Source organism: Mycobacterium sp. (assembly GCF_035603715.1).
Lineage (GTDB): Bacteria > Actinomycetota > Actinomycetes > Mycobacteriales > Mycobacteriaceae > Mycobacterium.
The window spans coordinates 1-22,440 of sequence record NZ_DATNJW010000057.1 but is presented as its reverse complement, the minus strand read 5'-3'; the positions used below and the strand labels follow the sequence as shown (position 1 = coordinate 22,440).

Genomic DNA, 22,440 nt, shown 5'->3' with positions numbered 1-22,440 from the left:
GTGACTCCCAGCCACGTCACCGTCAGCGCTGCATCGGGGCCGGCGACCGGCACGCTGAAGCGGTGCGAGTGCCGCGCGAGATCCGGCCGTCCGATTCGCAGCGGCATCAGCAGAACGCCTTCAACTCGATGCCGCCGGCCTTCAGCCGGTCGGCGACGGCCGATGCGATCTGCACCGCGCCGGGTGAATCACCGTGTACGCACACCGATTCCACCTGCAAGGCGACCGTCGATCCGTCGACGGCGGTCACGGTTGCGGCGGTCGTCATGGCCAGCACTCGCTCGGCGATCGCGGCCGGATCATTGAGCACCGCGCCGGGTTCGCGCCGCGACACCAGTTGGCCGTTCGCCCGATAGGCGCGGTCGGCGAAGGCCTCGGGCACGGTGCGTAGCCCGCGCTGCCGTGCTTCGTCGAAGAAGACCGAGTTGCCCAGGCCCAGCACCGGTAGTCCGGCGTCGACCGTTCGCACCGCTTCTGCGACCGCGGCTGCCTGTTCGCGGTTGGTCACGATCGTGTTGTACAGCGCCCCATGGGGTTTGACGTAAGACACCGCGGAGCCGGCCGCCTGCGCCAGCCCGTGCAAGGCGCCGATCTGATAGACGACGTCGGCCAGCAGATCCTCAGGTGTGACGTCGATGAAGCGCCGGCCGAAGCCAACCAGGTCGCGATAGCTCACCTGCGCGCCGATGCGTACACCCCGCTCGGCGGCAAGCCTGCACACCGACAGCAAGCCGGCCGGGTCGCCCGCGTGGAAACCGCACGCTACGTTGGCGCTGGTGATGATGCCGAGCATCGCGTCGTCATCTCCGAGCTGCCAGACGCCGAAGCCTTCACCCAAGTCGGCGTTGAGGTCGATGCAGGCCACGGTCGTTAGCTTAGGCGTGGATCCGCGCGTAGCTTCGGGCCTGTGGCGATTGACGGCAAGGTAGTGGCGATCACCGGAGCCAGCAGCGGGATCGGCGAGGCCACCGCCGACCTGCTTGCCGAACGCGGGGCCAAACTCGTGCTGGGTGCGCGCCGCGCCGACCGGTTGAATGCAGTGGCCGCCCGGCTGTCGGCATCCGGTAGTGACGCGGTCGCCAAGGTGACCGATGTCAGCCGTCGCAGTGACCTGGCGGGATTGGTATCGCTGGCCGTTGACACCTTTGGCCGGCTCGATGTTCTGGTCAGCAATGCGGGCATCATGCCCGTCTCACCGTTTGACGAGCACTGCGTCGACGACTGGGAAGCGATGGTCGACGTCAACCTCAAAGGTGTCCTGTTCGGGATCGCGGCGGCGCTTCCGGTGTTCCGTAGCCAGGGCTCTGGGCATTTCGTCAACACCGCCTCGACCGCGGCCTTCCGCGTCACCCCGGGTCAGTCGGTCTACGCGGGCACCAAGATGGCGGTCCGCGCAATATCGGAGGGTCTTCGTCAGGAAGCGGGCGACAACCTTCGGGTGACGATCATCTCGCCCGGAATGACATCGACGAACTTCGCCGAGTCGATCACCGATCCGGTCGCCCGGGCCGAATTGGAGCAGCGGCGAGACGTCATCGCGATGGCACCCGAGGCGGTGGCGCGAGCGATCGCCTTCGCGATCGAGCAGCCGTCCGACGTCGATGTCGGCGAGATCGTCGTGCGTCCCACCGCCCAGGCTTAGGCGTCGGAAAACGCCGCGACCACACGCTTACCCTCGCAACGCCCGGTAGCCTCACAGAATGAGCCCCCTGCCGCGACGCCGGGCGACCCTGGCATCGCTGGCGGCTGAGCTCAAAGTCTCGCGCACCACGATCTCGAACGCGTACAACCGGCCCGATCAGCTCTCCGACGCGCTGCGTGAACGCGTGCTCGCAACGGCCAAACGATTGGGTTATCCCGGGCCTGACCCGGTGGCGCGGTCGCTGCGCACTCGCTGGGCAGGTGCGGTGGGTCTGATGATCACCGAACCACTCACCTATTCCTTCAGCGATCCCGCCGCGCTGGACTTCGTTGCAGGACTTGCAGAATCGTGCGAAGAGTTCGGTCAGGGGCTGCTGTTGGTGGCGGTTGGCCCGAACCGGAATGTCGCCGACGGAACGGCGTCCGTGCTTGCCGCGGGTGTGGACGGGTTCGTGGTGTACTCGGCGGCCGGCGACGATCCCTATCTGCAGGTCGTGTTGCAACGGCGGCTGCCGCTGGTGGTCGTCGACCAACCCAAAGACGTGCCCGGCGCATCGCAGGTGGGCATCGATGATCAGGCGGCGATGCGCAAGATGGCCGATTACGTGCTCGGTTTGGGGCATCGCGAGATCGGGCTGCTGACCATGCGGCTGCTCCGGGACCGTCACCAGGGGTTGGCGGATCCCAAACGTCTGCGGGCATCCACCTTTCACGTGCAGAGCGAGCGTATCCGCGGCGTCCGCGAGGCGATGGCCGCCGCGGGCCTCGACCCGGATTCGCTGACCGTCGTCGAAAGCCACGAGCACACCGCCGCCTCCGGTGGCGTCGCGGCCGAGATCGCGCTGCGGGCCAACCCGCGGATCACCGCGTTGATGTGCACCGCCGACGTGCTGGCCATCTCCGCAATGGATTATCTGCGCGCACACGGAAGGTACGCGCCCGGCCAGATGACCGTGACCGGCTTCGACGGTGTGCCCGAGGCGATGAGCCGCGGTTTGACCACGGTTGCGCAGCCGAGTCTGGAGAAGGGCCGCCGCGCGGGTCAACTTCTGCACAAGGGCGATATCAACCCCACGATCGAGGTGCTGGACACCCAGCTGATCCGCGGTCGTACCGCCGGGCCGCCGGCCTGAGGGTCAGACCTGGGCGGTGTCCCCGTTGCCGATCAGCAGTCGCACTGCCAGATCCAGCCGCTTGCTGACGTCCGTGGCCGAGGCCCGTCGGGTCAGCCACGCCAGCAGATTCGACAGCCACACATCCGAGATCACCCGCGAGATGTGGTACTGGTCTTCGCTCGGCTCGCCGTCGCTCATGGCGCGGGCGAACATCGAGTCGATGAGCTTCTCGACGTGATCGACCTCGCCGGCCGCCGACGCGTCGGCGAAGACATAAGCGCGGGTCATGGCCTCGGTGAGCAGCGGATTGCGCTGCATCGCTCGGTTGAGCTTGCTCACCATGAAGTTCAATCGCTGATACGGCGTTCCGCCGCTCAGCGCGGAGCGGTCGGTTTTGGCGTCGATGCGCTCGAACTCGCGACCCAACGCAGACACCAGCAGATGCACCTTCGACGGGAAATACCGGTACAGCGTCCCCACGGCGACATCCGCGCGGTCGGCGACCGCACGCATCTGAACAGCTTCGTAGCCGCCCTTGGAGGCGATGGCCATGGTCGCGTCCAGAATCCGCTTGCGACGTTCCCGCTGTGCTTCGGAACCGAGTTCCGACTCGGCCAGTACCGCCACGTTCATCACCTCACGAGGTTGCGCCGGGGCCGAACTCGACGGTTGCCCCGAGTTGGAGTTCGCTGGCGACGACATCTGACGGACAACTCCTTTTCTCGCGTCCTCGCTCGAAACGATACGCATGCCGAGCGCGAATCTCCCACCTCCGTGCCGCCGGGACACCGGGATGTCCTGCTGCGATGGCATTCGACTTGACGATCGAACACTGGCACTATTAGAACACGTTCTAGTGCTGTGCGTTGCGTCTCGGCAGCGCCTTTTCCGGTCGATCGAGGAGTTCAGGTGGCCACGACCATCACCGACGAACAGTTTGCGGCGCGGGAGTTGGTGCGCGACTGGGCGACCGGGTCCGGGTCGAGCGCAGCGGTCAGGGATATCGAGCAGGGTGAGCCGAACGCCTGGCAGCCGGTCTTCGCTCGCCTGGCCGAGCTGGGCTTGTTCGGCGTCGCGGTCCCCGAGGAGTGCGGCGGGGCCGGCGGCAGCATCGAAGACCTGTCGGCAATGATCGAAGAGGCCGCCAGGGCCCTGGTGCCAGGCCCGGTCGCGACCACCGCGCTGGCCACTCTCGTGGTGTCCGACCCGCAGTTGCGCGAGGCTCTCGCCGCGGGGGAGCGCACCGCCGGAGTCGCACTACGCAGTGACGTGGAATTCGACGCGGCGGCATCGCGGGCCTCGGGCACGGTGCCGTTCGTGCTCGGCGGAGTCGTCGACGGTCTGCTGTTGGTACCGGCCGGCGACAGGTGGCTGCTCGTCGACGCGACTGCCGAGGGCGTGGCGGTCGAGGCGCTGCAGGCCAGCGACTTCTCCCGGCCGCTGGCTCGCGCCGTGTTCACGTCTGCGCCGGCCAGCGTGCTGGATGCCCCCGCAGACTGGGTGACCGACCTGACCGCCACCGTGCTGTCCGCCGAAGCCGCGGGGATCACCCGGTGGACGCTCGACACCGCCGTCGCCTACGCCAAGGTGCGCGAGCAGTTCGGCAAACCGATCGGCAGCTTCCAGGCGATCAAACACCTGTGCGCCGAGATGCTTTGCCGCACAGAGCAGGTGGCGGTCGCCGCCGCCGATGCCGCCCGCGCCGCCAACGACGGGGATCATCGCCAGCTGTCCATCGCCGCCGCGATCGCCGCAGGCGTCGGGATCGACGCCGCCAAGGCCAACGCCAAGGACTGCATCCAGGTGCTCGGCGGCATCGGAATCACCTGGGAACACGACGCACATCTCTATCTGCGCCGGGCCTACGGGATCGGGCAGTTCCTCGGGGGGCCCGCACGCTGGCTGCGCCGAACTGCCGAGCTGACCTCGGCCGGCGTACGCCGTGACCTCAGCATCGACCTGAGCGATGTCGCCGACCTGCGCCCCGAGATCGCCGACGCGGTTGCCGATGTCGCCTCGCTGCCCGATGACAAGCGTCAGGCGAAGCTCGCCGAGGCGGGGCTGTTGGCGCCGCACTGGCCCGCGCCGTACGGGCGCGGCGCCGGACCGGCCGAGCAGCTGCTGGTCGATCAGGAGATGTCGTCGGCGGGGGTGATCCGGCCTGACCTGGTGATCGGCTGGTGGGCGGCACCGACCATCCTCGAGCACGGCACGCCTGAGCAAGTGGAGCGTTTCGTTCCGGGCACCCTGAGCGGCGAAATCCTTTGGTGTCAACTGTTTTCCGAGCCAGAAGCCGGCTCGGACCTGGCGTCGCTGCGTACCAAAGCGGCGCGGGTCGACGGCGGATGGGAGCTGACCGGACAGAAAGTGTGGACATCCAGGGCGCACGACGCGCAGTGGGGTGTCTGCCTGGCTCGCACCGACCCCGACGCTCCGAAACACAAAGGGATCACCTACTTCCTGATCGACATGAGTTCGCCCGGCATCCTGATCCGGCCGCTGCGCGAAATCACCGGCGACGCGTTGTTCAACGAGGTGTTCCTCGACGGGGTGTTCGTTCCCGACGAGATGGTGGTCGGGACGGTCAACGACGGCTGGCGGCTGGCGCGTACCACGCTGGCCAACGAGCGGGTCGCGATGGCCGCAGGTACGGCGCTGGGCAATCCGATGGAGGAGCTGCTGGCCGAAGCTGCCAAGGCGAATCTCGATGTCGCGCAACAAGATCAGTTGGCACGGTTGATCATCACCGCGCAGGTCGGCTCGCTGCTCGACCAGCGCATCGCGCAGCTCGCGGTGGGCGGCCAAGACCCCGGCGCCCAATCCAGTGTGCGCAAACTCATTGGCGTGCGATATCGGCAGGCGCTGGCCGAATTCCGGATGGATCTCAGCGAGGGATCCGGCATCGCCTTCGACAAGCGAGTCAAGGATTTCCTCAACACCCGTTGCCTGACCATCGCCGGCGGCACCGAGCAGATCCTGCTCACGCTGGCCGGCGAACGGCTATTGGGCCTGCCGCGGTAAGTGCCGGTGAACCGGGTCGTCGTGCTCGGACGTGGCGGCGCGGGCAAGTCCATGCTGGCCGCCCGACTCGGAGCGTTGACCGGGTTGCCGGTGATCGAGCTCGATGAGCACTTCTGGTCACGTGATCTCAACCCGCTGCCGATGGAACAGTGGAAGGCGCTGCAGCGCAATCTGATAAGCGCAGAACGGTGGATTCTCGACGGCGACCTCGGGCCCTACGACGCGCCAGATGTGCGCCTGCGGGCAGCCGACACCGTCGTCCTGCTCAACTTCCCCCTGTGGCGTTGCGCGTGGCGAGCCGCGCGGAGATCTCACGAGAACCTGGTGTTCTGGCGCTGGCTGGTAACCTATCGGCGCCGCAGTCTTCCCCGCGTGATGGCAGCGGTAGCGGCCCATGCCCGCGATGCCGATCTCCACGTCCTGCGACACCCGCGCGACGTGCGTCGGTTCCTCGCCCAAGCCAAAGGGCTGTAGGGCTCAAAGTCGCACGGGGGCATGCCATGTTCATATGCTGTGCCCATGAGGGCCCTTGTCATCGTCGCCTGCGTGGTAGCCGCCCTCGCCGCGCTGGGGCTAACCCTCCTAGCGGCCTGGGATCTGTACCTGACCGGCTTTCCCGACAGCCATCTCACCGACTATGACAAAGCGGTCGAGACGCCCAAACGGATCCTCATGTGGGTGGAGTTCGGTTTCGTTCCGCTATTTCTGGTGCTTGCCTTCTCCCCGATCGGCACCCGGATGCGTGCCATTGGATTGCTCGCCGCCTCGACCGCCGTGGTGCTCGTCGCCGGAGTCCAGCTGCTCGGCGTCCCTTGGTATTTCATCACCCATCTCGGTCTCGATAACGGGATCGGCGGATAGTCGAGGGGCGCAGGCCGTAAGCTCAGGCACTACCGATGGGTACCGTGCTGATTCCGATTCCGGACCGCGACTTCGACCCGACCGAGGTCGCGGTCAGTTGGCAAGTGCTGCGCGCCAACGGCCACCAGGTCGTCTTCGCCACCGAAAGCGGTGCACCCGGAATCGCCGACGACATCATGGTCACCGGCCGCGGCTTGGACATCTGGTCGGCGCTACCGGTATTGGGCGCGATCACCGTCGTGGGGCGAGCGCTGCGGGCCAACAAGGACGCGCGCGGTGCCCACCGCGAGATGCTGAGCTCACCCGAATACCAGAACCCGTCCAGCTGGGCGGAAGCCACACTCGACGGGATCGACGGGCTGCTGCTGCCCGGGGGACATCGCGCCCGCGGCATGCGCTCCTACATCGACAGCGAGGCCCTGCACCGGCTGGTCGTCGACGCGTTTGGACGCGGCTTGGTTGTGGGCGCGATCTGCCACGGTGTGCTGCTGGCCGCCCGCAGCGTTGACCCCAAGACCGGTCATTCAGTGCTGTACGGGCGCCGCACTACCGCGCTGACTTGGGCGTTGGAGCGCACCGCGTGGAATCTGACCCGGCTCACCCGGTTCTGGGACCGCGACTACTACCGCACCTACCGCGAGCAACGCGGCCAGCCCTCGGGATACATGTCGGTGCAGTCCGAAGTCACCCGTGCCCTGAAAACGCCCGGGGATTTTTGCGATGTCGAGCGGGGGTCGCCGCACTGGCGGATGAAGACCTCGGGGATGACCCGCGACACCGCGACCGATTCACGCCCGGCATTCGTCGTCGACGACGGTTCCTATGTGTCAGCCCGCTGGCCGGGTGACACCCACACGTTCGCAAACGTGTTGTCGCAGAAGCTTTGACGCGAGCCTAGGCTCTGCGGTTCTCCGATTTGATCAGCCACGCAAGCTTTTCCAATGCGTTGATCTGCGCATGCAGGATGTCCGCCGTGGTGGGGTCGTCGGAATCAACCGCGTCATGCACGGTGCGCATGGTGTTGACCGTCGCATAGATCCGCGTCGTGATGCGGCTGACGACGTCCGTGCTGCTTTGCTCGTTGGCTGGAAAGCGGGGCAGGCTGGTAGTGGCGACTATCGTGTCCGACCGGCCGTCCGGCACCGCGTCGAGCGCGCGCATCCGCTCGGCGATGGTGTCGCTGGCTTCGCGGGCGAAGTCGACCAATTCGTCGAGCTGAAGATGTAAGTCGCGGAAATTTGCACCGATGACGTTCCAGTGGGCCTGCTTGCCCTGCAAATGGAGCTCGATGAGGTCGACAAGGATCAGTTGGAGGTTCTGCACAAGCCGCTGTGGCGGTTGGAAGACGCGCACCTGGTCCGCGCGCCGCCGGCTACCGCCATTCGTGTGTGCTGTGGGGTGTTGGGCTGTTGTAGTCATGCCTCGATGATTGCGGCCAGGGGAACCGGTGCCATTGCGGCTGACACCACACTGGGATTGCAGCTAACCGGAACCTTTGGTTACGGCTAGCTGGAGGCTTTGTCGGCACTTCGCCGACAATATTGCGGCAGAACCATCGCGCGTGCTACGCCGATCATGTGACAGAGCAGCGGATCGCTCAGGCCACGAGCGACCGACCGAGACGCCTGGGCAAGCGGATCATGCCGCGGCTCGTGCGGCCGACCCCTCCGCCGCTCTGGCAAGGCCTCATCGCGGCTGCGGCGTTGATCGCCGTCGAGACCGCCCTTGTCGTTGTGCTCAAATACTTTGCTCCGACCATGGCGTTCGGCACGGTGTACCTGCTGGGGGTGCTGCTGGTCGGAACGGTCTGGGGGTTCGGATTAGCGGCGATCACCGCACTGGCCAGCGCCGTGGCCTTCGACTATTGCCGGCACTGGCCGGACGGCTTTGTTCTCTACCAGCTGGAGAACTGGGTCGTCGTCGGCGTCTTTTTCGTCGTCGCGGTGTTGTGCAATAGTTTGGCCGGATTGGCCCGAGCAAGCGCCATCGAAGCCGATCGGCGCCGACACGAAGCCGATCTCGCCGCACGGCAACAGGCCGCGCTGCGCCGGGTGGCGACGTTGGTCGCGCGCAACGTTCCGCCATCGGAAGTGTTCTCAGCCGTGGTTGCGGAGTTAGCTATTTGTCTCGATGTCCAAAACGCGGCGTTGTTCCGCTACGAGCCTGACGGCACGGCTCTGTTACTTGCAGCGGCCGACGAGCCGGGTCTTCGGAAAATGCCTGTGGGCGAGAGATTTTCGCTCGACGGCGAGAGTGTTGCGGCAAGGGTGTGGCGAACCGGCCGCGTGGCACGAATGGATAGCCACGACTACGCTCCCGGATCGGCAGCGGCGCGCATCCGGGCGTTGGGTTTGCGTTCAGCCGTCGGAGCTCCGATCGTGGCCGGCGGCCAGGTCTGGGGAGCTGCCATCGCCGGTTCGTCTCGATCCGACGCCTTTCCGTCCAGCGCGGAACAACGCGTCAGCGACTTCGCCGACCTCATCACCGTTGCGATTGCAAATGCCAATGCGCGTGCGGAACTGACAGCGTCACGAGCGCGGATCGTCGCGGCCGCTGACGAGACACGGCGGCGCATCGAACGGGATTTGCATGACGGTGCTCAACAGCGCCTGATCTCACTGGGACTCAAGCTGCGCCTGGCAGAGGAGTCCGTCTCGCCCGACCAGCCGACGCTGCACGAACAGATTTCCGATGTCGTCACCGGTTTGGTCGGTGTCTCGGACGAACTACGGGAGTTCGCCCGCGGTATTCATCCGGCGATCCTGTCACGAGGAGGCCTCGGACCGACGCTGAAGACACTCGCGCGCCGGTGCGCGGTGCCGGTGGAACTGGATGTAGCGGTACCCAGGCGCTTACCTGATCATGTCGAGGTGGCGGGGTATTACGTTGTGGCAGAGGCACTTACGAATGTCGCGAAGCATGCAGAGGCGTCCCTGGTGCAGCTAGCCGTCAAAGCCGAGGACGACAAGCTTTGTCTTTCGATTCGCGACGACGGGATTGGGGGAGCCGACACTCGCAACGGGTCTGGACTCATCGGCTTGGTGGACCGGGTTGAGGCCCTTGGAGGTCAGGTCGCCATTACGAGTCGTCTCGGCGACGGCACGTCGCTAGTGGTGAATATTCCCCTCGGGCCCGACAAGTCGCCCAATGGGCAGTCCAGCGAACTAGTGCCGCTCGAGACGTGAACATGGATGCTAGCGGGAATGCCGGCTGGCCGCGTCCGTGGCCACAATGGTGCTGTGGAGTCACCAGTTAAGTCGATCCGGGTGGTCATCGTGGACGACAACCCGGAATTCCTCGACTCGGCGAGACGGCTGCTTGAACACCAGGGAGCGCGCGTTGTAGGTGTGGCATCGACGAACGCGGACGGGCTCCGGTCCGTCCAAGAGCTGCGACCTGACGTAACACTCGTCGATGTGAATATCGGAGAAGAAAGCGGCTTCGATCTCGCGGAGGCGCTTCACGAGATCGACGGCGCGGCAACGGCCCCGGTCATACTGATCTCTACCCACGCCGAGCCCGACCTGACGGACATGATCGAAACCAGCCCCGCCACAGGTTTCCTCGCCAAGTCAGCGCTTTCCGTCAGTGCGATCACTGCAGCCCTCGGTCGCCTCGGTAAAAGCAAGTAATTCACCAGTCTCACGCCTTTCTTTGTGATGTGCGCTACTCACCGCCGAGCTCATTGCAGCTAGCCGGTAGTGGCAAACTGCTGCTAACCGGGATGGTCATTGGGCGTTAGCCGCGAAGACTTTCTGCGCATACCGCGCGACGCTGACAGCTATGAAGAGCTACGCGTACGAAATACCGTCAACGCAGCTGAATTCCGCGGTACGGCAACCGAAGATGGCCGAATTTCCGGCGGGTGGATCCGGTGACCATGTCGATCGCGGGCATCAGTCATTGCGCCTTCAAGCCGGAAACCCCCACCGCAGGCAGCTGTTTCGGCACCTCTTTGCCACCGCTTTATTGGTCGCGATCACCGTCGCTTTCTGGATGTCTCTGATCGGGCTTGGACCGGGCGCGTACGCCCATGGCGGAGCACGCACAAATCCAGCCGAACAGTCAACCTTGGCCACGACTTTGTCAAAACACCAAAATTAAAGGAAGACAACAGATATGAACACTAACCGGATAACCAATCCACTGAGGTTGGCCAAGGTCCTCGTCGGAGCCGCTGGAGCCGCCATTGCCGTGGGCCTGGCGGCGCCGGCTGGCGCCAGCCCGGTGTCGCAACCCCCCACACCTCAGAACTTCTTGGCCGCGGCACGGGCGGCGGGCGTCACCGGAACGGATCCGGCGATGCTGGAAGACGGCTACAACGTGTGCTGGCAACTGTGGAATCAGCATGCCCAGGGCACTCAGGTGGCCGCGGGCCTGGTGCGCGACTATCCACAGCTGACCACCGACGAAGCCGCTCATTTCGTGCTGGCCGCATACCACGACCTTTGCCCGGTGCCCGGCGCCTATGACTACTGGGCGTACAGCACCGGCTAACCGGTCAATCGTTGCGGTCAGTGACTTTCCCGGTGCGTCCGTAGCAAGATGTGATCGGTCGAATGGCCGAGAGGACGGGGCCGCATGGGTGTGGACGCCGGCAAGAGCGACGCTCTACGCGTGATCGTGGCTGACGACGACGTCCTTTTACGGGAAGGGCTGTCGAGCCTGCTCGGGCGCTCCGGATTCATCGTTGTCGGCCAGACCGGCAATGCCACCGAAACCCTCGCCCTGGTCCGTGCGGAAAACCCGGACTTGCTTGTCGTCGACATCCGTATGCCGCCGACCAACACCACCGAAGGTCTTGACGTGGCAGGAGTCATCCGGGGTGAGTTGCCCGATATCGGCATTTTGGTTTTGTCGGCGCATGTCGAGGTCGAGCATGCGGTGGAGCTTTTGTCCAGCGGTCATGCCATCGGTTATCTGCTCAAGAGTCGGGTGACCGATGTGGCGGAATTCATCGACTCGCTACAGCGGATCGCTCACGGCGGCTCAGTAATCGATCCGGCCCTCATCCAGGATTTGGTTTCCGGCCGCCGACGCGAAGATCCGCTCGCTGTTCTCAGTCCGCGCGAACATGAGGTGTTGGCCCTGATGGCGGAGGGTCGCACCAACGCGGGCATCGCCCGTCAACTGTGGCTCACCGAAGGCACCGTCGAGAAGCATGTGCGAAGCATCCTGAGCAAGCTGAACTTGCCTGAAACCGCCGACGATCACCGCCGGGTTCGAGCGGTGATCACCTTTCTCGAGTCCCGTTGAAGACGCAGCGATTTCAGGAGAAGGTGGCCTGCGCGCAGGTGCTCGGCGAGGTGATGTTGTTTCCGCCGTAGACCACCTGGATGTGTGTGCACATGATGACCGGCACATTGGTACGGGACTGGCCGGTGTGCCAATCGGTCGCGTCGATCCGCCCGGTGGTCTGATACTTCTCCAGCGGTCCCTCGCCCATGTAGATCGTGGTGACGTTGTCGTTCCCGCCTTCTTTGAACACCCGGTCGTATTGCGCGGTGGCGTGCACGTCGAGGTACAGCGTGCGGTCCATCGAGCGGATGTCGGTGCTTTGCCGCGACCAGAGGTCGTGCGGGAATCCGTCGACGGCATCGCCGGTCCTGCGGTCCGCGGCGACGGTGAAGTCGCAACTGCCGTTCGCGCTGTGGCAGTCGAGCGTGGCGCGGGTTTCCAGCTGGCTGCCGTCATTGAGGGGTATCAGTGAGGTGGCGGTGTTGCTGGCTGCCGGAGCAAGCGCCGGCGGCGTCAGCGCCAGCGTCACACCGACGCCTGCCAGTGCTGTCACCAGCCGTTTCATCCCGCATCCTCTCGCTAGCCTGAGCAGAACCTACGCTGCAGCTATTCGTCGTAGGTGACTTCGACCGAATCGGTATCCGGGTGCGACTGGCAGGCCAGGATCAGCCCGTCGTCGAGGTCCTGCTGCTCCAGCACATCGTTGACCTCCATGCTGACCTTGCCGTTGCGCAGGGTGGTGGCGCAGGCGCCGCAGTGGCCCTCGCGGCACGAGAACGGCGCATCCAGGCCGGCGTCCAGCAGCACGTCGAGCAGCTTCGCCTTGCGGGGCCACGTCACGGTGTGGGTCTGGCCGTCGAGTTCGACGACCGCGGTGGCCGGGGGCTCGTCGCCATCGTCCTCGATCTTGACCGCGGCGAACGGGTCGCTGTCCAGCGACTTAAACACCTCGAGATGTACTTGCGCCGCAGGCACTTTCAGGGTGTCGAGCGCCTCGCGGGCAGCTTCCATGAACGGCCCCGGCCCGCAGATGAACGCCTGCCGGTCGGTAAACGGGGCGGCCAGTTCGGCCAGCGCGGTGGCCGACGGCAACCCCTGCAGTGACTCCAGCCAATGCACGACGGTCAGCCGGTCGGGATACTTCGCCGTGAGTTCGCGTAGCGCGTCGGCGAAGATCACCGACCGCTCGTCGCGGTTGGCGTAGACCAACACCACCTGCCCGCCACCTTCGGATAGCGCCGACTTGCAGATCGACATGATCGGCGTGATTCCACTGCCGGCGGACAGCAGCAGGAAGTCGTCGTCGAGGGTTTTGGGTACGAATGTGCCCGACGGCGCCAGCACGTGAATCCGCATCCCGGCGTGAGCGTGGTCGCACAGCCAGTTCGACGCGTAGCCGTCCTTGTCCCGTTTTACGGTGACGGTCATCGCCTCGTCGGTGAACGGCGAGCTGCACAGCGAATAGCAGCGGGCGACCGAGCCGGTGCGGTCGCTGGGCACCCGCAGCGTCAGGAACTGGCCGGGGGCATAGCGCAGCCGCTCCGCCGGTATCTGAGCGCCATCGGGCACCGTGAACACCAGCGAGCGTGCGTCCTCGGTCTCGGTGACGACGTCGGCTATCTCCAGTTCGAGAACGTGGCTGCCGAGCGGCTCATCGGGAATTGTGCCCGTCACAACCCCGCCCTTCCTTTTGTCATAACTAGAACAGGTTACAGAAAGGTCGATCAGTATCGCTACCAGCCGCAGGAACACGCTGCTCGACACGAATCGGAACGTGTTCTAGTCTTTGTCTACGTAAGCCACCTTTGGAGGAACCAGTGACGTCCATTCAACAACGTGACGCCCAGTCGGTCCTAGACAGCATCGACGAATTACTGCCCAAGCTGCGGCAGCGCGCCCAGGAAACTGAGGACCTGCGCCGACTGCCGGACGCCACGGTCAGCGAGCTTCAGGAGATCGGCTTCTTCAAGTTGCTGCAGCCCCAGCAATGGGGTGGCCTGGAGTGCGACCCCGCGGTGTTCTACGAGGCGGTCCGCCGACTGGCCAGCGCGTGCGGTTCCACCGGCTGGGTCAGCTCGATCATCGGTGTGCACAACTGGCACTTGGCGCTGTTCGACCAGCAGGCCCAGGACGAGGTCTGGGGCGACGACACAGCAGTGCGTGTCTCGTCGTCCTACGCGCCGATGGGCGCGGGCACCGTCGTCGACGGCGGCTACCTGGTCAGCGGCTCGTGGAACTGGTCGTCGGGGTGTGACCACGCCACGTGGGCTTTCTTGGGTGGTCCGGTGATCAAGGACGGCCGGCCGGTCGACTTCGGCAGCTTCCTGATCCCGCGCACCGAGTACCGCATCGACGACGTCTGGCACGTGGTGGGCCTGAAGGGCACCGGCAGCAACACCGTCGTCGTCAAGGACGTGTTCGTGCCGCGGCACCGGTTCCTGTCCTATAAGCAGATGAACGACGGCACCGCCGGCGGTTACCAGAACAACACCGCCCCTGTCTACAAGATGCCTTGGGGCACAATGCATCCCACGACCATCTCGGCGCCGATCGTCGGCATGGCATACGGCGCCTACGACGCGCACGTTGAGCACCAGGGCAAGCGGGTGCGTGCGGCGTTCGCCGGCGAGAAGGCCAAGGATGATCCGTTCGCCAAGGTCCGCATCGCCGAGGCGGCCAGCGACATCGACGCCGCGTGGCGACAGTTGATCGGCAACGTCAGCGATGAGTACGCGTTGCTGTCGGCGGGCAAGGAGATTCCGTTCGAACTGCGTGCCCGCGCCCGTCGCGACCAGGTGCGCGCCACCGGACGGTCCATCGCCTCGGTCGACCGGCTGTTCGAGGCTTCCGGTGCCACGGCGCTGGCCAATGACGCACCGGTGCAACGCTTCTGGCGCGATGCGCACGCCGGGCGGGTGCACGCGGCCAACGACCCCGAGCGGGCTTACCAGATCTTCGGTAACCACGAGTTCGGGCTGCCGCCCGGCGACACCATGGTCTGATGACGGCGACGGAAGAACTCACCTTCGAGTCCACCTCGCGGTTCGTCGAGGTCGACGTCGACGGTCCGCTCAAGCTGCACTACCACGAGGCGGGCGTCGGCAAAGAGCAGACGATTGTGCTGCTGCACGGCGGCGGACCCGGCGCGGCGAGCTGGACGAACTTCTCCCGCAACATTCCGGTGCTGGCGCAGCGCTTTCATGTGCTGGCCGTCGACCAGCCCGGCTACGGTCACTCCGACAAACGCGCCGAGCACGGGCAATTCAACCACTACGCGGCCAGGGCGCTGAAGGGTCTTTTCGACCACCTGGGCCTGGGACGTGTTCCGCTGGTCGGCAATTCGCTGGGCGGCGGCACCGCGGTCCGGTTCGCGCTGGACTACCCGGACAAGGCCGGCAAGCTGGTGCTGATGGGTCCGGGCGGGCTGAGCGTCAACCTGTTCGCCCCCGACCCCACCGAGGGCGTCAAGCGGCTGGGCAAGTTCTCGATCGAGCCGACCCGGGAGAATCTCGAGGCGTTCCTTCGGGTCATGGTCCACGACCAGAAATTGATCACCCCGGAGCTGATCGACCAGCGTTTCGAACTGGCCTCCACGCCCGAGTCGCTGACGGCCACCCGAGCGATGGGGATGTCGTTCTCCGGAGCGGACTTCGAGCTCGGCATGATGTGGCGCGAGGTCTACAAACTGCGTCAGCCGGTGCTGCTGATCTGGGGCCGCGAGGACCGGGTCAACCCGATCGACGGTGCTCTGGTGGCGCTCAAGACGATTCCCCGTGCGCAGCTACACATTTTCGGCCAGTGTGGGCATTGGGCACAGGTGGAGAAGTTCGACGAATTCAACAAGCTGACCATCGACTTCCTAGGAGGTGCGTGATGAGCATCCGTTCACTTGGCTACCTGCGCATCGAAGCCACCGACATGCAAGCCTGGCGCGACTACGGCCTGAAGGTCCTCGGCATGGTCGAGGGCAAGGGCAGCACCGAGGGTGCCCTTTACCTGCGGATGGACGACTTCCCGGCCCGCCTGGTGATCGTGCCGGGTGAGCATGACCGGCTCTCCGAGGCCGGTTGGGAATGCGCGAATGCCGAAGGCCTGCAAGAGATCCGCAACCGGCTCGATGTCGAGGGCACGCCGTACAAGGAGGCCACCGCCGCCGAGTTGGCCGACCGTCGCGTCGACGAGATGATCAAATTCTCCGATCCCTCGGGCAACGGTTTGGAGGTCTTCCACGGCGCCGCACTCGAACACCGCCGGGTCGTCAGCCCGTACGGGCACAAGTTCGTCACAGGTGAGCAGGGCCTGGGGCACGTGGTGCTCACCACGCGCGACGACGTTGAGACACTGCACTTCTACCGCGACGTGCTGGACTTCAAGCTGCGTGACTCGATGCGACTGCCGCCCCAGGTGGTCGGCCGGCCCGCCGACGGGCCGCCGGCCTGGCTGCGGTTCCTGGGCTGCAACCCCCGTCACCACAGCCTGGCCTTCATGCCCGGGCAGACCCCCAGCGGCATCGTGCACCTGATGGTCGAGGTGCAAGAAGCCGACGACGTGGGGCTGTGCCTGGACCGGGCGCTACGGCGCAAGGTGCCGATGTCGGCCACCCTGGGCCGCCACGTCAACGATCTGATGCTGTCGTTCTACATGAAGACACCCGGCGGGTTCGACGTTGAATTCGGCTGCGAGGGAAGAAAAGTCGACGACGTCGACTGGGTTGCCCGAGAGAGCACCGCGATCAGCCTCTGGGGGCACGACTTCAGCGTCGGCTTCAAGTAATGTCCGAGCAGATCGACGCCCGCGCCTTCCGCAGTGTGTTGGGTCAGTTCTGCACCGGAATCACGATCATCACCACCGTGCACGACGACGTGCCGGTCGGTTTCGCCTGCCAATCCTTTGCGGCGCTGTCACTAGACCCTCCGCTGGTGCTGTTCTGCCCGACCAAGGTGTCGCGGTCCTGGAAGGCGATCGAGGCCAGCGGGAATTTCTGCGTCAACGTGTTGACCGAGAGCCAGCAGCACGTCTCGGCCCGCTTCGGCTCGAAGGAACCGGACAAATTCGCCGGGATTGACTGGGCGCCTTCAGAACTCGGTTCACCGGTCATCGACGGGTCGCTGGCCTACATCGACTGTACGGTGGCCTCGGTGCACGACGGCGGCGATCACTTCGTGGTGTTCGGCGCGGTGAAGTCGCTGTCCGAAGTGCCGAAGATCAAGCCGCGGCCCCTGCTGTTCTATCGCGGGGACTACACCGGCATCGAGCCGGACAAGACCACGCCCGCGCAGTGGCGCGACGACTTGGAAGCGTTTCTCACCACGACCACCCAGGACACCTGGCTGTAGCGCGATGACTCCGGCCCGCCCCACGGGTCTGCCCCTATGAAGCTATCGAAGGGGAGAACATGGCAATCGAGCATGTATTGGCGGCGGTGCCGGTGAGCGACCTGGACAAAAGTCGTCGCTGGTACGAGGCGTTGTTCGGGCGGGCACCCGACAACAACCCGATGCCCACAGTGGTGGAGTGGCAAGTCGTTCCCGGCGGATGGGTGCAGGTGTTCGACAACGACCGGTGTGCCGGCTTCACATTCGTCAACGTCGCGGTCCAGGATCTCGATGCCCACATCGACGACCTGAAACGGCGTGGTCTCGAACCCGGCGAGATCGTCGACGCCAACAAGGGCGTGCGCCTGTCGGCGCTCAGCGACCCGGACGGGAACACGATCACGCTGATCGGCGGCTTTCGCGTCAATTACTGAGGTGCCGCGGCCTGCGGCTTGGTTTGTTGCTACCCGCTACGCTCGCGGTGAACATTCGGTCGCGGGAGGCGGGCTGCATTGATCCGTTTTGTGTCTGTCGCTCTGGTGACGGTCCTTGCCGCGGCGCTGGTGATTCCGGCGATCCTCCTGACCTGGGTCTGGTGGATCCCCGCTGCGCTCGTCGCGGTGGTGGCGGTGATCGGCGTCTACGACCTCGTTCAGCGTCAGCACTCGGTGCTGAGGAACTATCCGGTCCTCGGGCATCTGCGTTTCCTGCTGGAGGCGCTGCGGCCCGAGATACAGCAGTACTTCATCGAGCGGAACTTCGACGGACGCCCCTTCGACCGCGACGTTCGATCGTTGATCTACGAACGGTCCAAGGGAACTGCGGCCGAGCTGGCTTTCGGGACCGAGCGCGACATCGACCAGCTCGGCTACGAGTATCTGGTTCATTCGGCGCGGCCGGTCGAGCCGCCCGCCGAGCCGTTCCGGGTGCGCGTCGGCGGACCGGATTGCACGCAGCCTTACGACATGGCGCTGATGAACGTCTCAGCGATGAGCTTCGGGGCGTTGTCCGCCAACGCGCTACGCGCCCTGAACAACGGCGCCCGCCGGGGTGGCTTCGCCCACGACACTGGGGAAGGTGGGCTGACTCCGTATCACCTTGGTGGCGCCGACGTGATCTGGGAAATCGGCTCGGGTTACTTCGGTGCCCGCACCAATGAGGGCACATTCGATCCAGAGATGTTCCGCGCCAAAGCCGTTCATCCGCTGGTGAAATGCATCTCGATCAAGTTGAGCCAAGGCGCCAAACCCGGCATTGGCGGCGTGCTGCCCGCCGCCAAGGTCACCCAGGAGATCGCCGACTACCGCGGAGTGCCGGTCGGCGAGAAATGCGTCAGCCCGGCCGCGCACTCGGCGTTCCACACCCCGCGCGAACTGATCCGGTTCGTCGCGCGGTTGCGTGAACTGGCCGACGGCAAACCGATTGGCTTCAAGCTGTGTGTCGGCTCACGGATCGACGTGCTGGCGACGTGCAAAGCGATGCTGGCCGAAGGGGTGACGCCCGACTTCATCATCGTCGACGGCGCCGAGGGCGGTACGGCTGCCGCGCCCCTGGAGTACGAAGACAACATCGGACTTCCGCTCACCGACGGTCTGATGATCGTGCACAACGCGTTGGTGGGAACCGGTTTGCGGGATCGGATCCGAATCGGGGCCGGCGGCAAGGTCGCCTCCGGCAACGACATCATCAAGCGGCTGATCCAAGGCGCCGACTACACCAACTCGGCCCGGTCGATGATGATGGCCGCGGGCTGCATCCAATCGCAGCGGTGCCACACCAACCACTGCCCCGTCGGGGTGGCCACCCAGGATCCGTATCGGGCCCGTGCTCTCGACGTCGCGGACAAGAGCGAACGGGTGTACAACTACCAGCGCGCCACCGTCGCGCAGGCGATGCGGATGATGGCCTCGATGGGCGTCTCAGAACTGTCCATGCTCAATCCGCACATGCTGCGCAAGCGGGTGTCACCCACCGAACAGCGTTCCTATGCAGAGCTTTACGAATGGCTCGAGCCCGGAGCGCTGCTCAACCATGCGCCGGCCAGTTGGCGGGCGGACTGGGAGGTCGCCGACCCAGACACCTACGCGCCCGCGGGCACCAGGCTCAACGCGGACAGTCCGGTCTAGCGTCAGTGCCAGCGGGTCTGGTGGTCGGCGTGGGTACCCAAATAGGCGCCAGGGCCGAATAATTCGTCGTAGAAATCCGTGTCGAGATGTTGCGCCTGCAGGTACATCAGGACGTGAACGGTCGGCATCGTGCCCGGCAGCTTGCCGAAGGTGTCGTAGATGTAGGACGCCTCGGCGGTCACCAATTCTTGGATTCCTTCCGGCGGTAGGGCCGACCCACGCACCTTCCTGCTATCTGACCACGGCCCTGGCGTGTCGGGGTGAAATGGCCCGCCGGGATTGAACTTTCGAGCCACCAGCTTCTCCACCCCGGCAGCGATCGACGGCACGTGCGGCGGGCTGAGCGTCTCGAAATAGCCGGGTAACCCGGTGACATTGGGGAATGGCCACCGCTCATCGTTGTCGGCGACGAAACCCAGCCCAGGCGCCCGCGGATCGCCGGATCCGCCCAGCACGGACAACCGGTCCAGCCCGTCGTACGTCCACCCGCCGAGGCCCATCGCCTGCAAGGCCAGCACCCCGTTGTTGGCTGCGATGGCAAGTTCCGCACTAGCCTCTGTGATCGTGTACTGCTCGACGAAGGACAGCGGAAGCGGGTCGTCGGCGTGTGAAAGCGATGAAAAGCGTTCCAGATCAGGGATATTGCGGCTATTGATGTCGTCGGTGATCGGGTAGCCGTTGGCCGCGAAGAACCACAGGTTCTCCATCAGGTGTTCGGCGAGGTCGGCTGCCGGGAAGGCCAGCAGGCTGCCCGGGTGATTGCCGATCCAGGTGTTGTGGCCCTCCATGTACGGCTCTTCGCGGGGCAGTTCGAGGCGAGTGTCCGAGATCTGCACGTAAGAGTTCGCGGTGTGGCTGATCCACGCTTCGATGCTGTCGAATTCGCGCGGCGGCTGGTCGCGGCTGGGTAGCAGGTAGGTGCCGGTGTCATCGGTGAAAAACAGCTGGCTGGTGTGGAAGCCCGCGGCCGATGGGAAGGTCCGGCCTGTCGCGCTGCCCGAGTAGTTCGGGAACGACGGCGCATAGCCGGGATGGTGTGTGATCCCGAAATTCCAGCCGGTAACCCCGCCCGTCACCGAAATAATAAGCGCCCGTTCGACTTCCGACAGCGGCTGAACTGGCCGTCGGCTGGTGTAGGCCAGGGCTCCAGCGGGGATCCTGCCGCCGACCGGAAACCGGCGCGATCGCCGGCCGGTCAGCGCGGCGAACAGCGGGAACCGTGCCAGCTCAGCCAGCGCGGCCCGCTCGTGGTCGGAGATCACCAGGCTCACCGGCCCAGTTTCTCATTGCGCGTAGGTCGTTTCGGTATTCGCATCCTGGAACATCTCCGAGACGATCAACCACGATCCATCGGTTTGTCGTTGCAGTGCGCGCAGCGAGAAGATGTCCCGGTCGAGCGTGCCGCCGCCGACCAGCCCCTGACCATTGATCCGCAGGTGCGCAGACACCAGAACGTTCTCGGGTGTCAACACCCGGAAACTGGTCTCGGGCGGACCCGCGGGTTCGCCCCGGTTGAAGTTGTCGTCGGCGAATAGGCCCTTGAGATAATCGACGATCTCGTCGCGGCCGCGTTTGACCGTGCCGAAGGCGTTCACCCAGTCGGCGTCATCGGTATACACCGCGTGCAGCGCCTCCGCGTCGCGGTTCCGGAAGCCCGCCAGCAGCGTCAGTAACGTCTTACCGATCGCCTGCTGGTCGTCGGGGGGCAGATTCGCGAAGTCCGTCATGGCCGGGATGCTAGGCGCCGCGGTGAACCTTTCGTCGAAGTATCGCGTGGTAGGAGCATAGGGATTGAGAAGGGTTTTGAGATGAGTCCGCTGGTGATGGTCTACTTCTGGGTCGCCACCCCCGTCTTCGGGTACGGCCTGGTGAGACTCCAGGCCTGGTTGGAGCGGTGGGACTACGAGCGGCATGCAGAGGACTAGGGCGGGCCGTCTATTGAAATCCCGGATCCTGGTTGTCGGCGCGGGTGTGAGCGGCATTTCGGTCGCCCGCGGATTGCTGCGCGACGGACACGATGTCACCGTCTTTGACCAACGCCCGAACGTGACCGCCGGGGGCGGCGCCGTGACGATCTGGTCCAACGGCGCAACGGTTCTCGACCAGCTCGGTGTCGACATGAGCGGGGCCGGTCAACAGCTGTCGGCCGTGCGGGTGATGACATCCACCGGCCGGCCGCTCGCCACCATGGACCTCGACGCGATGGTGAACCGGCTGGGCGCGTCGGTTCGGATGGTGCCGCGTCGAATCCTGCTGGAACGACTGCTCAACGGCTTTCCGGTCGATCGCATCCGCTGCAATTCCCGTGCCGCGCGGGTCGTGAATGACGGTAACGGCGTACGGGTCGACTTCGAGGACGGCAGCTCAGCCGACGGGGATGTGCTGATCGGCGCGGACGGCTTGCACTCGGTTGTCCGCAATGTCGTCGGTGCGCCGGCTGCGAAGTCGACGGGATGGTGCAGCTGGCAGGGCCTGGTCACCCTTCCCGGCATTCCCGACCCGCATGTCGCCAGGATGATGATCGGCGAGCACGGAAATCTCGGCCTGTGGCCCGCCGGCGGTTCTGCTCTGCAGTGGTGGTTCGACCTGCCTTGGTCGCCGGATTTTGTCAGGCCGCAACGACCGATGGAAATGATCCGGTCGCATTTCGCCGGCTGGTCCGATCTGGTCGATGAGGTCCTCGCAACTCTGACCGACGACGATCTGGCCCCGTCGCCGTTTCCGCATTTTCGGCACCCCATTCCCGGGGCCGGCACCGGTGCGGTGACATTGCTCGGCGATGCCGCGCACACGATGCCGCCCACGCTCGCGCAGGGCACCAATCAGGCTTTGCTGGACACGATGGTGCTATGCAAAGCGCTGTCAGATCTACCCGAAGGCGTCGATGTCAGCAGCGCCCTGCGCAGGTACGAGAAAACCCGGCGCCGCAAGGTCAAAGCTGTGTCCTGGGTGACGATGCAGCAGGTGTCGCGCAGCGAGGCAGCGCTGCGGCCTGCCGCGCTCATCTCGGACCGCTTGATGACGTGGGCGCTGACACGGTTCCTCGGTTGGGTCAGCCATCGCGATATCTCGACCGAGATCAGCCGCGGGTCGCTCGCCGAGGTGCGGTGATGTCGGCGACCA

At 65.3% G+C, this 22,440-nt stretch carries 24 protein-coding genes; 17 read left to right on the top strand and 7 right to left on the bottom strand.

The features are described from left to right. Nucleotides 1–106: 106 nt before the first annotated feature. Nucleotides 107–865 (bottom strand): 5-oxoprolinase subunit PxpA, encoded by a 759-nt coding sequence (locus tag VN856_RS02340; protein ID WP_325685763.1) that lies wholly within the window; start codon nt 863–865, stop codon nt 107–109. A gap of 42 nt (nt 866–907) precedes the next feature. Between VN856_RS02340 and VN856_RS02335 the strand changes: the two genes are divergently transcribed. Together VN856_RS02335 and VN856_RS02330 are read left to right on the top strand one after the other, a co-directional pair. Next, nucleotides 908–1,642, top strand: a complete 735-nt coding sequence (locus VN856_RS02335; protein WP_325685761.1) for an SDR family oxidoreductase — start codon at nt 908–910, stop codon at nt 1,640–1,642. A gap of 58 nt (nt 1,643–1,700) precedes the next feature. After that, nucleotides 1,701–2,774: a LacI family DNA-binding transcriptional regulator gene (locus VN856_RS02330; RefSeq protein WP_325685759.1), complete on the top strand. Its 1,074-nt coding sequence runs from the start codon at nt 1,701–1,703 to the stop codon at nt 2,772–2,774. 3 nt (nt 2,775–2,777) lie between these two features. Here the strand turns inward: VN856_RS02330 and kstR are convergent, their stop codons facing one another. Continuing rightward, nucleotides 2,778–3,383 carry a cholesterol catabolism transcriptional regulator KstR gene (gene kstR / locus VN856_RS02325; RefSeq protein ID WP_325685765.1) on the bottom strand — a complete coding sequence of 202 codons (606 nt, stop codon included), beginning with the start codon at nt 3,381–3,383 and terminating at the stop codon, nt 2,778–2,780. A gap of 282 nt (nt 3,384–3,665) precedes the next feature. On the opposite strand from kstR, the gene VN856_RS02320 reads away from it, so the two are divergent. From VN856_RS02320 to VN856_RS02305, 4 genes are read left to right on the top strand one after another with little or no spacing between them, the layout of a single operon-like run. Further along, entirely contained in the window at nt 3,666–5,777 is a 2,112-nt protein-coding gene (locus tag VN856_RS02320) for an acyl-CoA dehydrogenase (protein ID WP_325685757.1), read from the top strand. A gap of 6 nt (nt 5,778–5,783) precedes the next feature. Next, nucleotides 5,784–6,251, top strand: coding sequence for an adenylate kinase (locus VN856_RS02315; protein WP_325685755.1), 468 nt, complete (start codon nt 5,784–5,786; stop codon nt 6,249–6,251). Between the two features lie 45 nt (nt 6,252–6,296). Next, entirely contained in the window at nt 6,297–6,638 is a 342-nt protein-coding gene (locus VN856_RS02310) for a hypothetical protein (protein ID WP_325685753.1), read from the top strand. Nucleotides 6,639–6,673: 35 nt separating this feature from the next. Then, the gene (locus tag VN856_RS02305; RefSeq protein ID WP_325685751.1) at nt 6,674–7,525 is read left to right on the top strand and encodes a type 1 glutamine amidotransferase domain-containing protein; all 852 of its coding nucleotides are present in this window, start codon (nt 6,674–6,676) and stop codon (nt 7,523–7,525) included. Between the two features lie 7 nt (nt 7,526–7,532). Here VN856_RS02305 and VN856_RS02300 read toward each other — a convergent pair whose 3' ends face one another. Further along, the gene (locus VN856_RS02300) at nt 7,533–8,057 is read right to left on the bottom strand and encodes a DNA starvation/stationary phase protection protein (RefSeq protein ID WP_325685749.1); all 525 of its coding nucleotides are present in this window, start codon (nt 8,055–8,057) and stop codon (nt 7,533–7,535) included. 158 nt (nt 8,058–8,215) lie between these two features. Between VN856_RS02300 and VN856_RS02295 the strand changes: the two genes are divergently transcribed. The 4 genes from VN856_RS02295 to VN856_RS02280 all read left to right on the top strand — a co-directional run bounded on the left by VN856_RS02295 (nt 8,216) and on the right by VN856_RS02280 (nt 11,894). Continuing rightward, a complete protein-coding gene (locus VN856_RS02295; protein ID WP_325685747.1) occupies nt 8,216–9,823 on the top strand; it encodes a GAF domain-containing protein in 1,608 nt (535 codons plus the stop codon). An 81-nt stretch (nt 9,824–9,904) separates the two neighbouring features. Further along, nucleotides 9,905–10,270, top strand: a complete 366-nt coding sequence (locus tag VN856_RS02290; protein WP_325685745.1) for a response regulator — start codon at nt 9,905–9,907, stop codon at nt 10,268–10,270. A 487-nt stretch (nt 10,271–10,757) separates the two neighbouring features. Beyond that, nucleotides 10,758–11,135, top strand: a complete 378-nt coding sequence (locus VN856_RS02285; RefSeq protein ID WP_325685743.1) for a DUF732 domain-containing protein — start codon at nt 10,758–10,760, stop codon at nt 11,133–11,135. 84 nt (nt 11,136–11,219) lie between these two features. Next, nucleotides 11,220–11,894 (top strand): response regulator transcription factor, encoded by a 675-nt coding sequence (locus VN856_RS02280; protein ID WP_325685741.1) that lies wholly within the window; start codon nt 11,220–11,222, stop codon nt 11,892–11,894. Between the two features lie 13 nt (nt 11,895–11,907). Here VN856_RS02280 and VN856_RS02275 read toward each other — a convergent pair whose 3' ends face one another. After that, nucleotides 11,908–12,441, bottom strand: coding sequence for a hypothetical protein (locus VN856_RS02275; RefSeq protein WP_325685739.1), 534 nt, complete (start codon nt 12,439–12,441; stop codon nt 11,908–11,910). Nucleotides 12,442–12,482: 41 nt separating this feature from the next. After that, nucleotides 12,483–13,550 (bottom strand): ferredoxin--NADP reductase, encoded by a 1,068-nt coding sequence (locus VN856_RS02270; RefSeq protein WP_325685737.1) that lies wholly within the window; start codon nt 13,548–13,550, stop codon nt 12,483–12,485. A 143-nt stretch (nt 13,551–13,693) separates the two neighbouring features. On the opposite strand from VN856_RS02270, the gene hsaA reads away from it, so the two are divergent. The 6 genes from hsaA to VN856_RS02240 all read left to right on the top strand — a co-directional run bounded on the left by hsaA (nt 13,694) and on the right by VN856_RS02240 (nt 19,317). Next, complete coding sequence (gene hsaA / locus VN856_RS02265; protein ID WP_325685735.1) at nt 13,694–14,878, top strand: 3-hydroxy-9,10-secoandrosta-1,3,5(10)-triene-9,17-dione monooxygenase oxygenase subunit; 1,185 nt, start codon at nt 13,694–13,696, stop codon at nt 14,876–14,878. Continuing rightward, a complete protein-coding gene (gene hsaD / locus VN856_RS02260) occupies nt 14,878–15,750 on the top strand; it encodes a 4,5:9,10-diseco-3-hydroxy-5,9,17-trioxoandrosta-1(10),2-diene-4-oate hydrolase (protein WP_325685733.1) in 873 nt (290 codons plus the stop codon). The genes hsaA and hsaD overlap by 1 nt, the downstream gene beginning before the upstream one ends. Continuing rightward, nucleotides 15,750–16,649, top strand: a complete 900-nt coding sequence (gene hsaC / locus VN856_RS02255) for an iron-dependent extradiol dioxygenase HsaC (RefSeq protein WP_325685731.1) — start codon at nt 15,750–15,752, stop codon at nt 16,647–16,649. Before hsaD ends, hsaC begins: the two co-directional genes overlap by 1 nt. Next, the gene (hsaB, locus tag VN856_RS02250; RefSeq protein WP_325685729.1) at nt 16,649–17,212 is read left to right on the top strand and encodes a 3-hydroxy-9,10-secoandrosta-1,3,5(10)-triene-9,17-dione monooxygenase reductase subunit; all 564 of its coding nucleotides are present in this window, start codon (nt 16,649–16,651) and stop codon (nt 17,210–17,212) included. Before hsaC ends, hsaB begins: the two co-directional genes overlap by 1 nt. A 59-nt stretch (nt 17,213–17,271) precedes the next feature. Then, the gene (locus VN856_RS02245; protein ID WP_325685727.1) at nt 17,272–17,625 is read left to right on the top strand and encodes a VOC family protein; all 354 of its coding nucleotides are present in this window, start codon (nt 17,272–17,274) and stop codon (nt 17,623–17,625) included. Nucleotides 17,626–17,703: 78 nt separating this feature from the next. Further along, complete coding sequence (locus VN856_RS02240; RefSeq protein ID WP_325685725.1) at nt 17,704–19,317, top strand: FMN-binding glutamate synthase family protein; 1,614 nt, start codon at nt 17,704–17,706, stop codon at nt 19,315–19,317. Nucleotides 19,318–19,319: 2 nt separating this feature from the next. Here the strand turns inward: VN856_RS02240 and VN856_RS02235 are convergent, their stop codons facing one another. Together VN856_RS02235 and VN856_RS02230 are read right to left on the bottom strand one after the other, a co-directional pair. Beyond that, nucleotides 19,320–20,588, bottom strand: coding sequence for a hypothetical protein (locus VN856_RS02235; protein WP_325685723.1), 1,269 nt, complete (start codon nt 20,586–20,588; stop codon nt 19,320–19,322). A 12-nt stretch (nt 20,589–20,600) separates the two neighbouring features. Beyond that, a complete protein-coding gene (locus tag VN856_RS02230) occupies nt 20,601–21,044 on the bottom strand; it encodes an SgcJ/EcaC family oxidoreductase (RefSeq protein ID WP_325685721.1) in 444 nt (147 codons plus the stop codon). 184 nt (nt 21,045–21,228) lie between these two features. Here VN856_RS02230 and VN856_RS02225 point away from each other — a divergent pair, with 184 nt between their 5' ends. Further along, the gene (locus VN856_RS02225) at nt 21,229–22,428 is read left to right on the top strand and encodes an FAD-dependent oxidoreductase (RefSeq protein WP_325685719.1); all 1,200 of its coding nucleotides are present in this window, start codon (nt 21,229–21,231) and stop codon (nt 22,426–22,428) included. Nucleotides 22,429–22,440 lie beyond the last annotated feature (12 nt).

Bases quoted from the DNA above. Each gene is read 5' to 3' on its own strand.
- VN856_RS02330 (WP_325685759.1), top strand. From the start codon at position 1,701: ATGAGCCCCCTGCCGCGACGCCGGGCGACCCTGGCATCGCTGGCGGCT.
- VN856_RS02310 (WP_325685753.1), top strand. From the start codon at position 6,297: ATGAGGGCCCTTGTCATCGTCGCCTGCGTGGTAGCCGCCCTCGCCGCG.
- VN856_RS02305 (WP_325685751.1), top strand. From the start codon at position 6,674: ATGGGTACCGTGCTGATTCCGATTCCGGACCGCGACTTCGACCCGACC.
- VN856_RS02300 (WP_325685749.1), bottom strand. From the start codon at position 8,057: ATGACTACAACAGCCCAACACCCCACAGCACACACGAATGGCGGTAGC.
- VN856_RS02285 (WP_325685743.1), top strand. From the start codon at position 10,758: ATGAACACTAACCGGATAACCAATCCACTGAGGTTGGCCAAGGTCCTC.
- VN856_RS02280 (WP_325685741.1), top strand. From the start codon at position 11,220: ATGGGTGTGGACGCCGGCAAGAGCGACGCTCTACGCGTGATCGTGGCT.
- VN856_RS02275 (WP_325685739.1), bottom strand. From the start codon at position 12,441: ATGAAACGGCTGGTGACAGCACTGGCAGGCGTCGGTGTGACGCTGGCG.
- hsaD (WP_325685733.1), top strand. From the start codon at position 14,878: ATGACGGCGACGGAAGAACTCACCTTCGAGTCCACCTCGCGGTTCGTC.
- hsaC (WP_325685731.1), top strand. From the start codon at position 15,750: ATGAGCATCCGTTCACTTGGCTACCTGCGCATCGAAGCCACCGACATG.
- hsaB (WP_325685729.1), top strand. From the start codon at position 16,649: ATGTCCGAGCAGATCGACGCCCGCGCCTTCCGCAGTGTGTTGGGTCAG.
- VN856_RS02245 (WP_325685727.1), top strand. From the start codon at position 17,272: ATGGCAATCGAGCATGTATTGGCGGCGGTGCCGGTGAGCGACCTGGAC.
- VN856_RS02230 (WP_325685721.1), bottom strand. From the start codon at position 21,044: ATGACGGACTTCGCGAATCTGCCCCCCGACGACCAGCAGGCGATCGGT.
- VN856_RS02225 (WP_325685719.1), top strand. From the start codon at position 21,229: ATGCAGAGGACTAGGGCGGGCCGTCTATTGAAATCCCGGATCCTGGTT.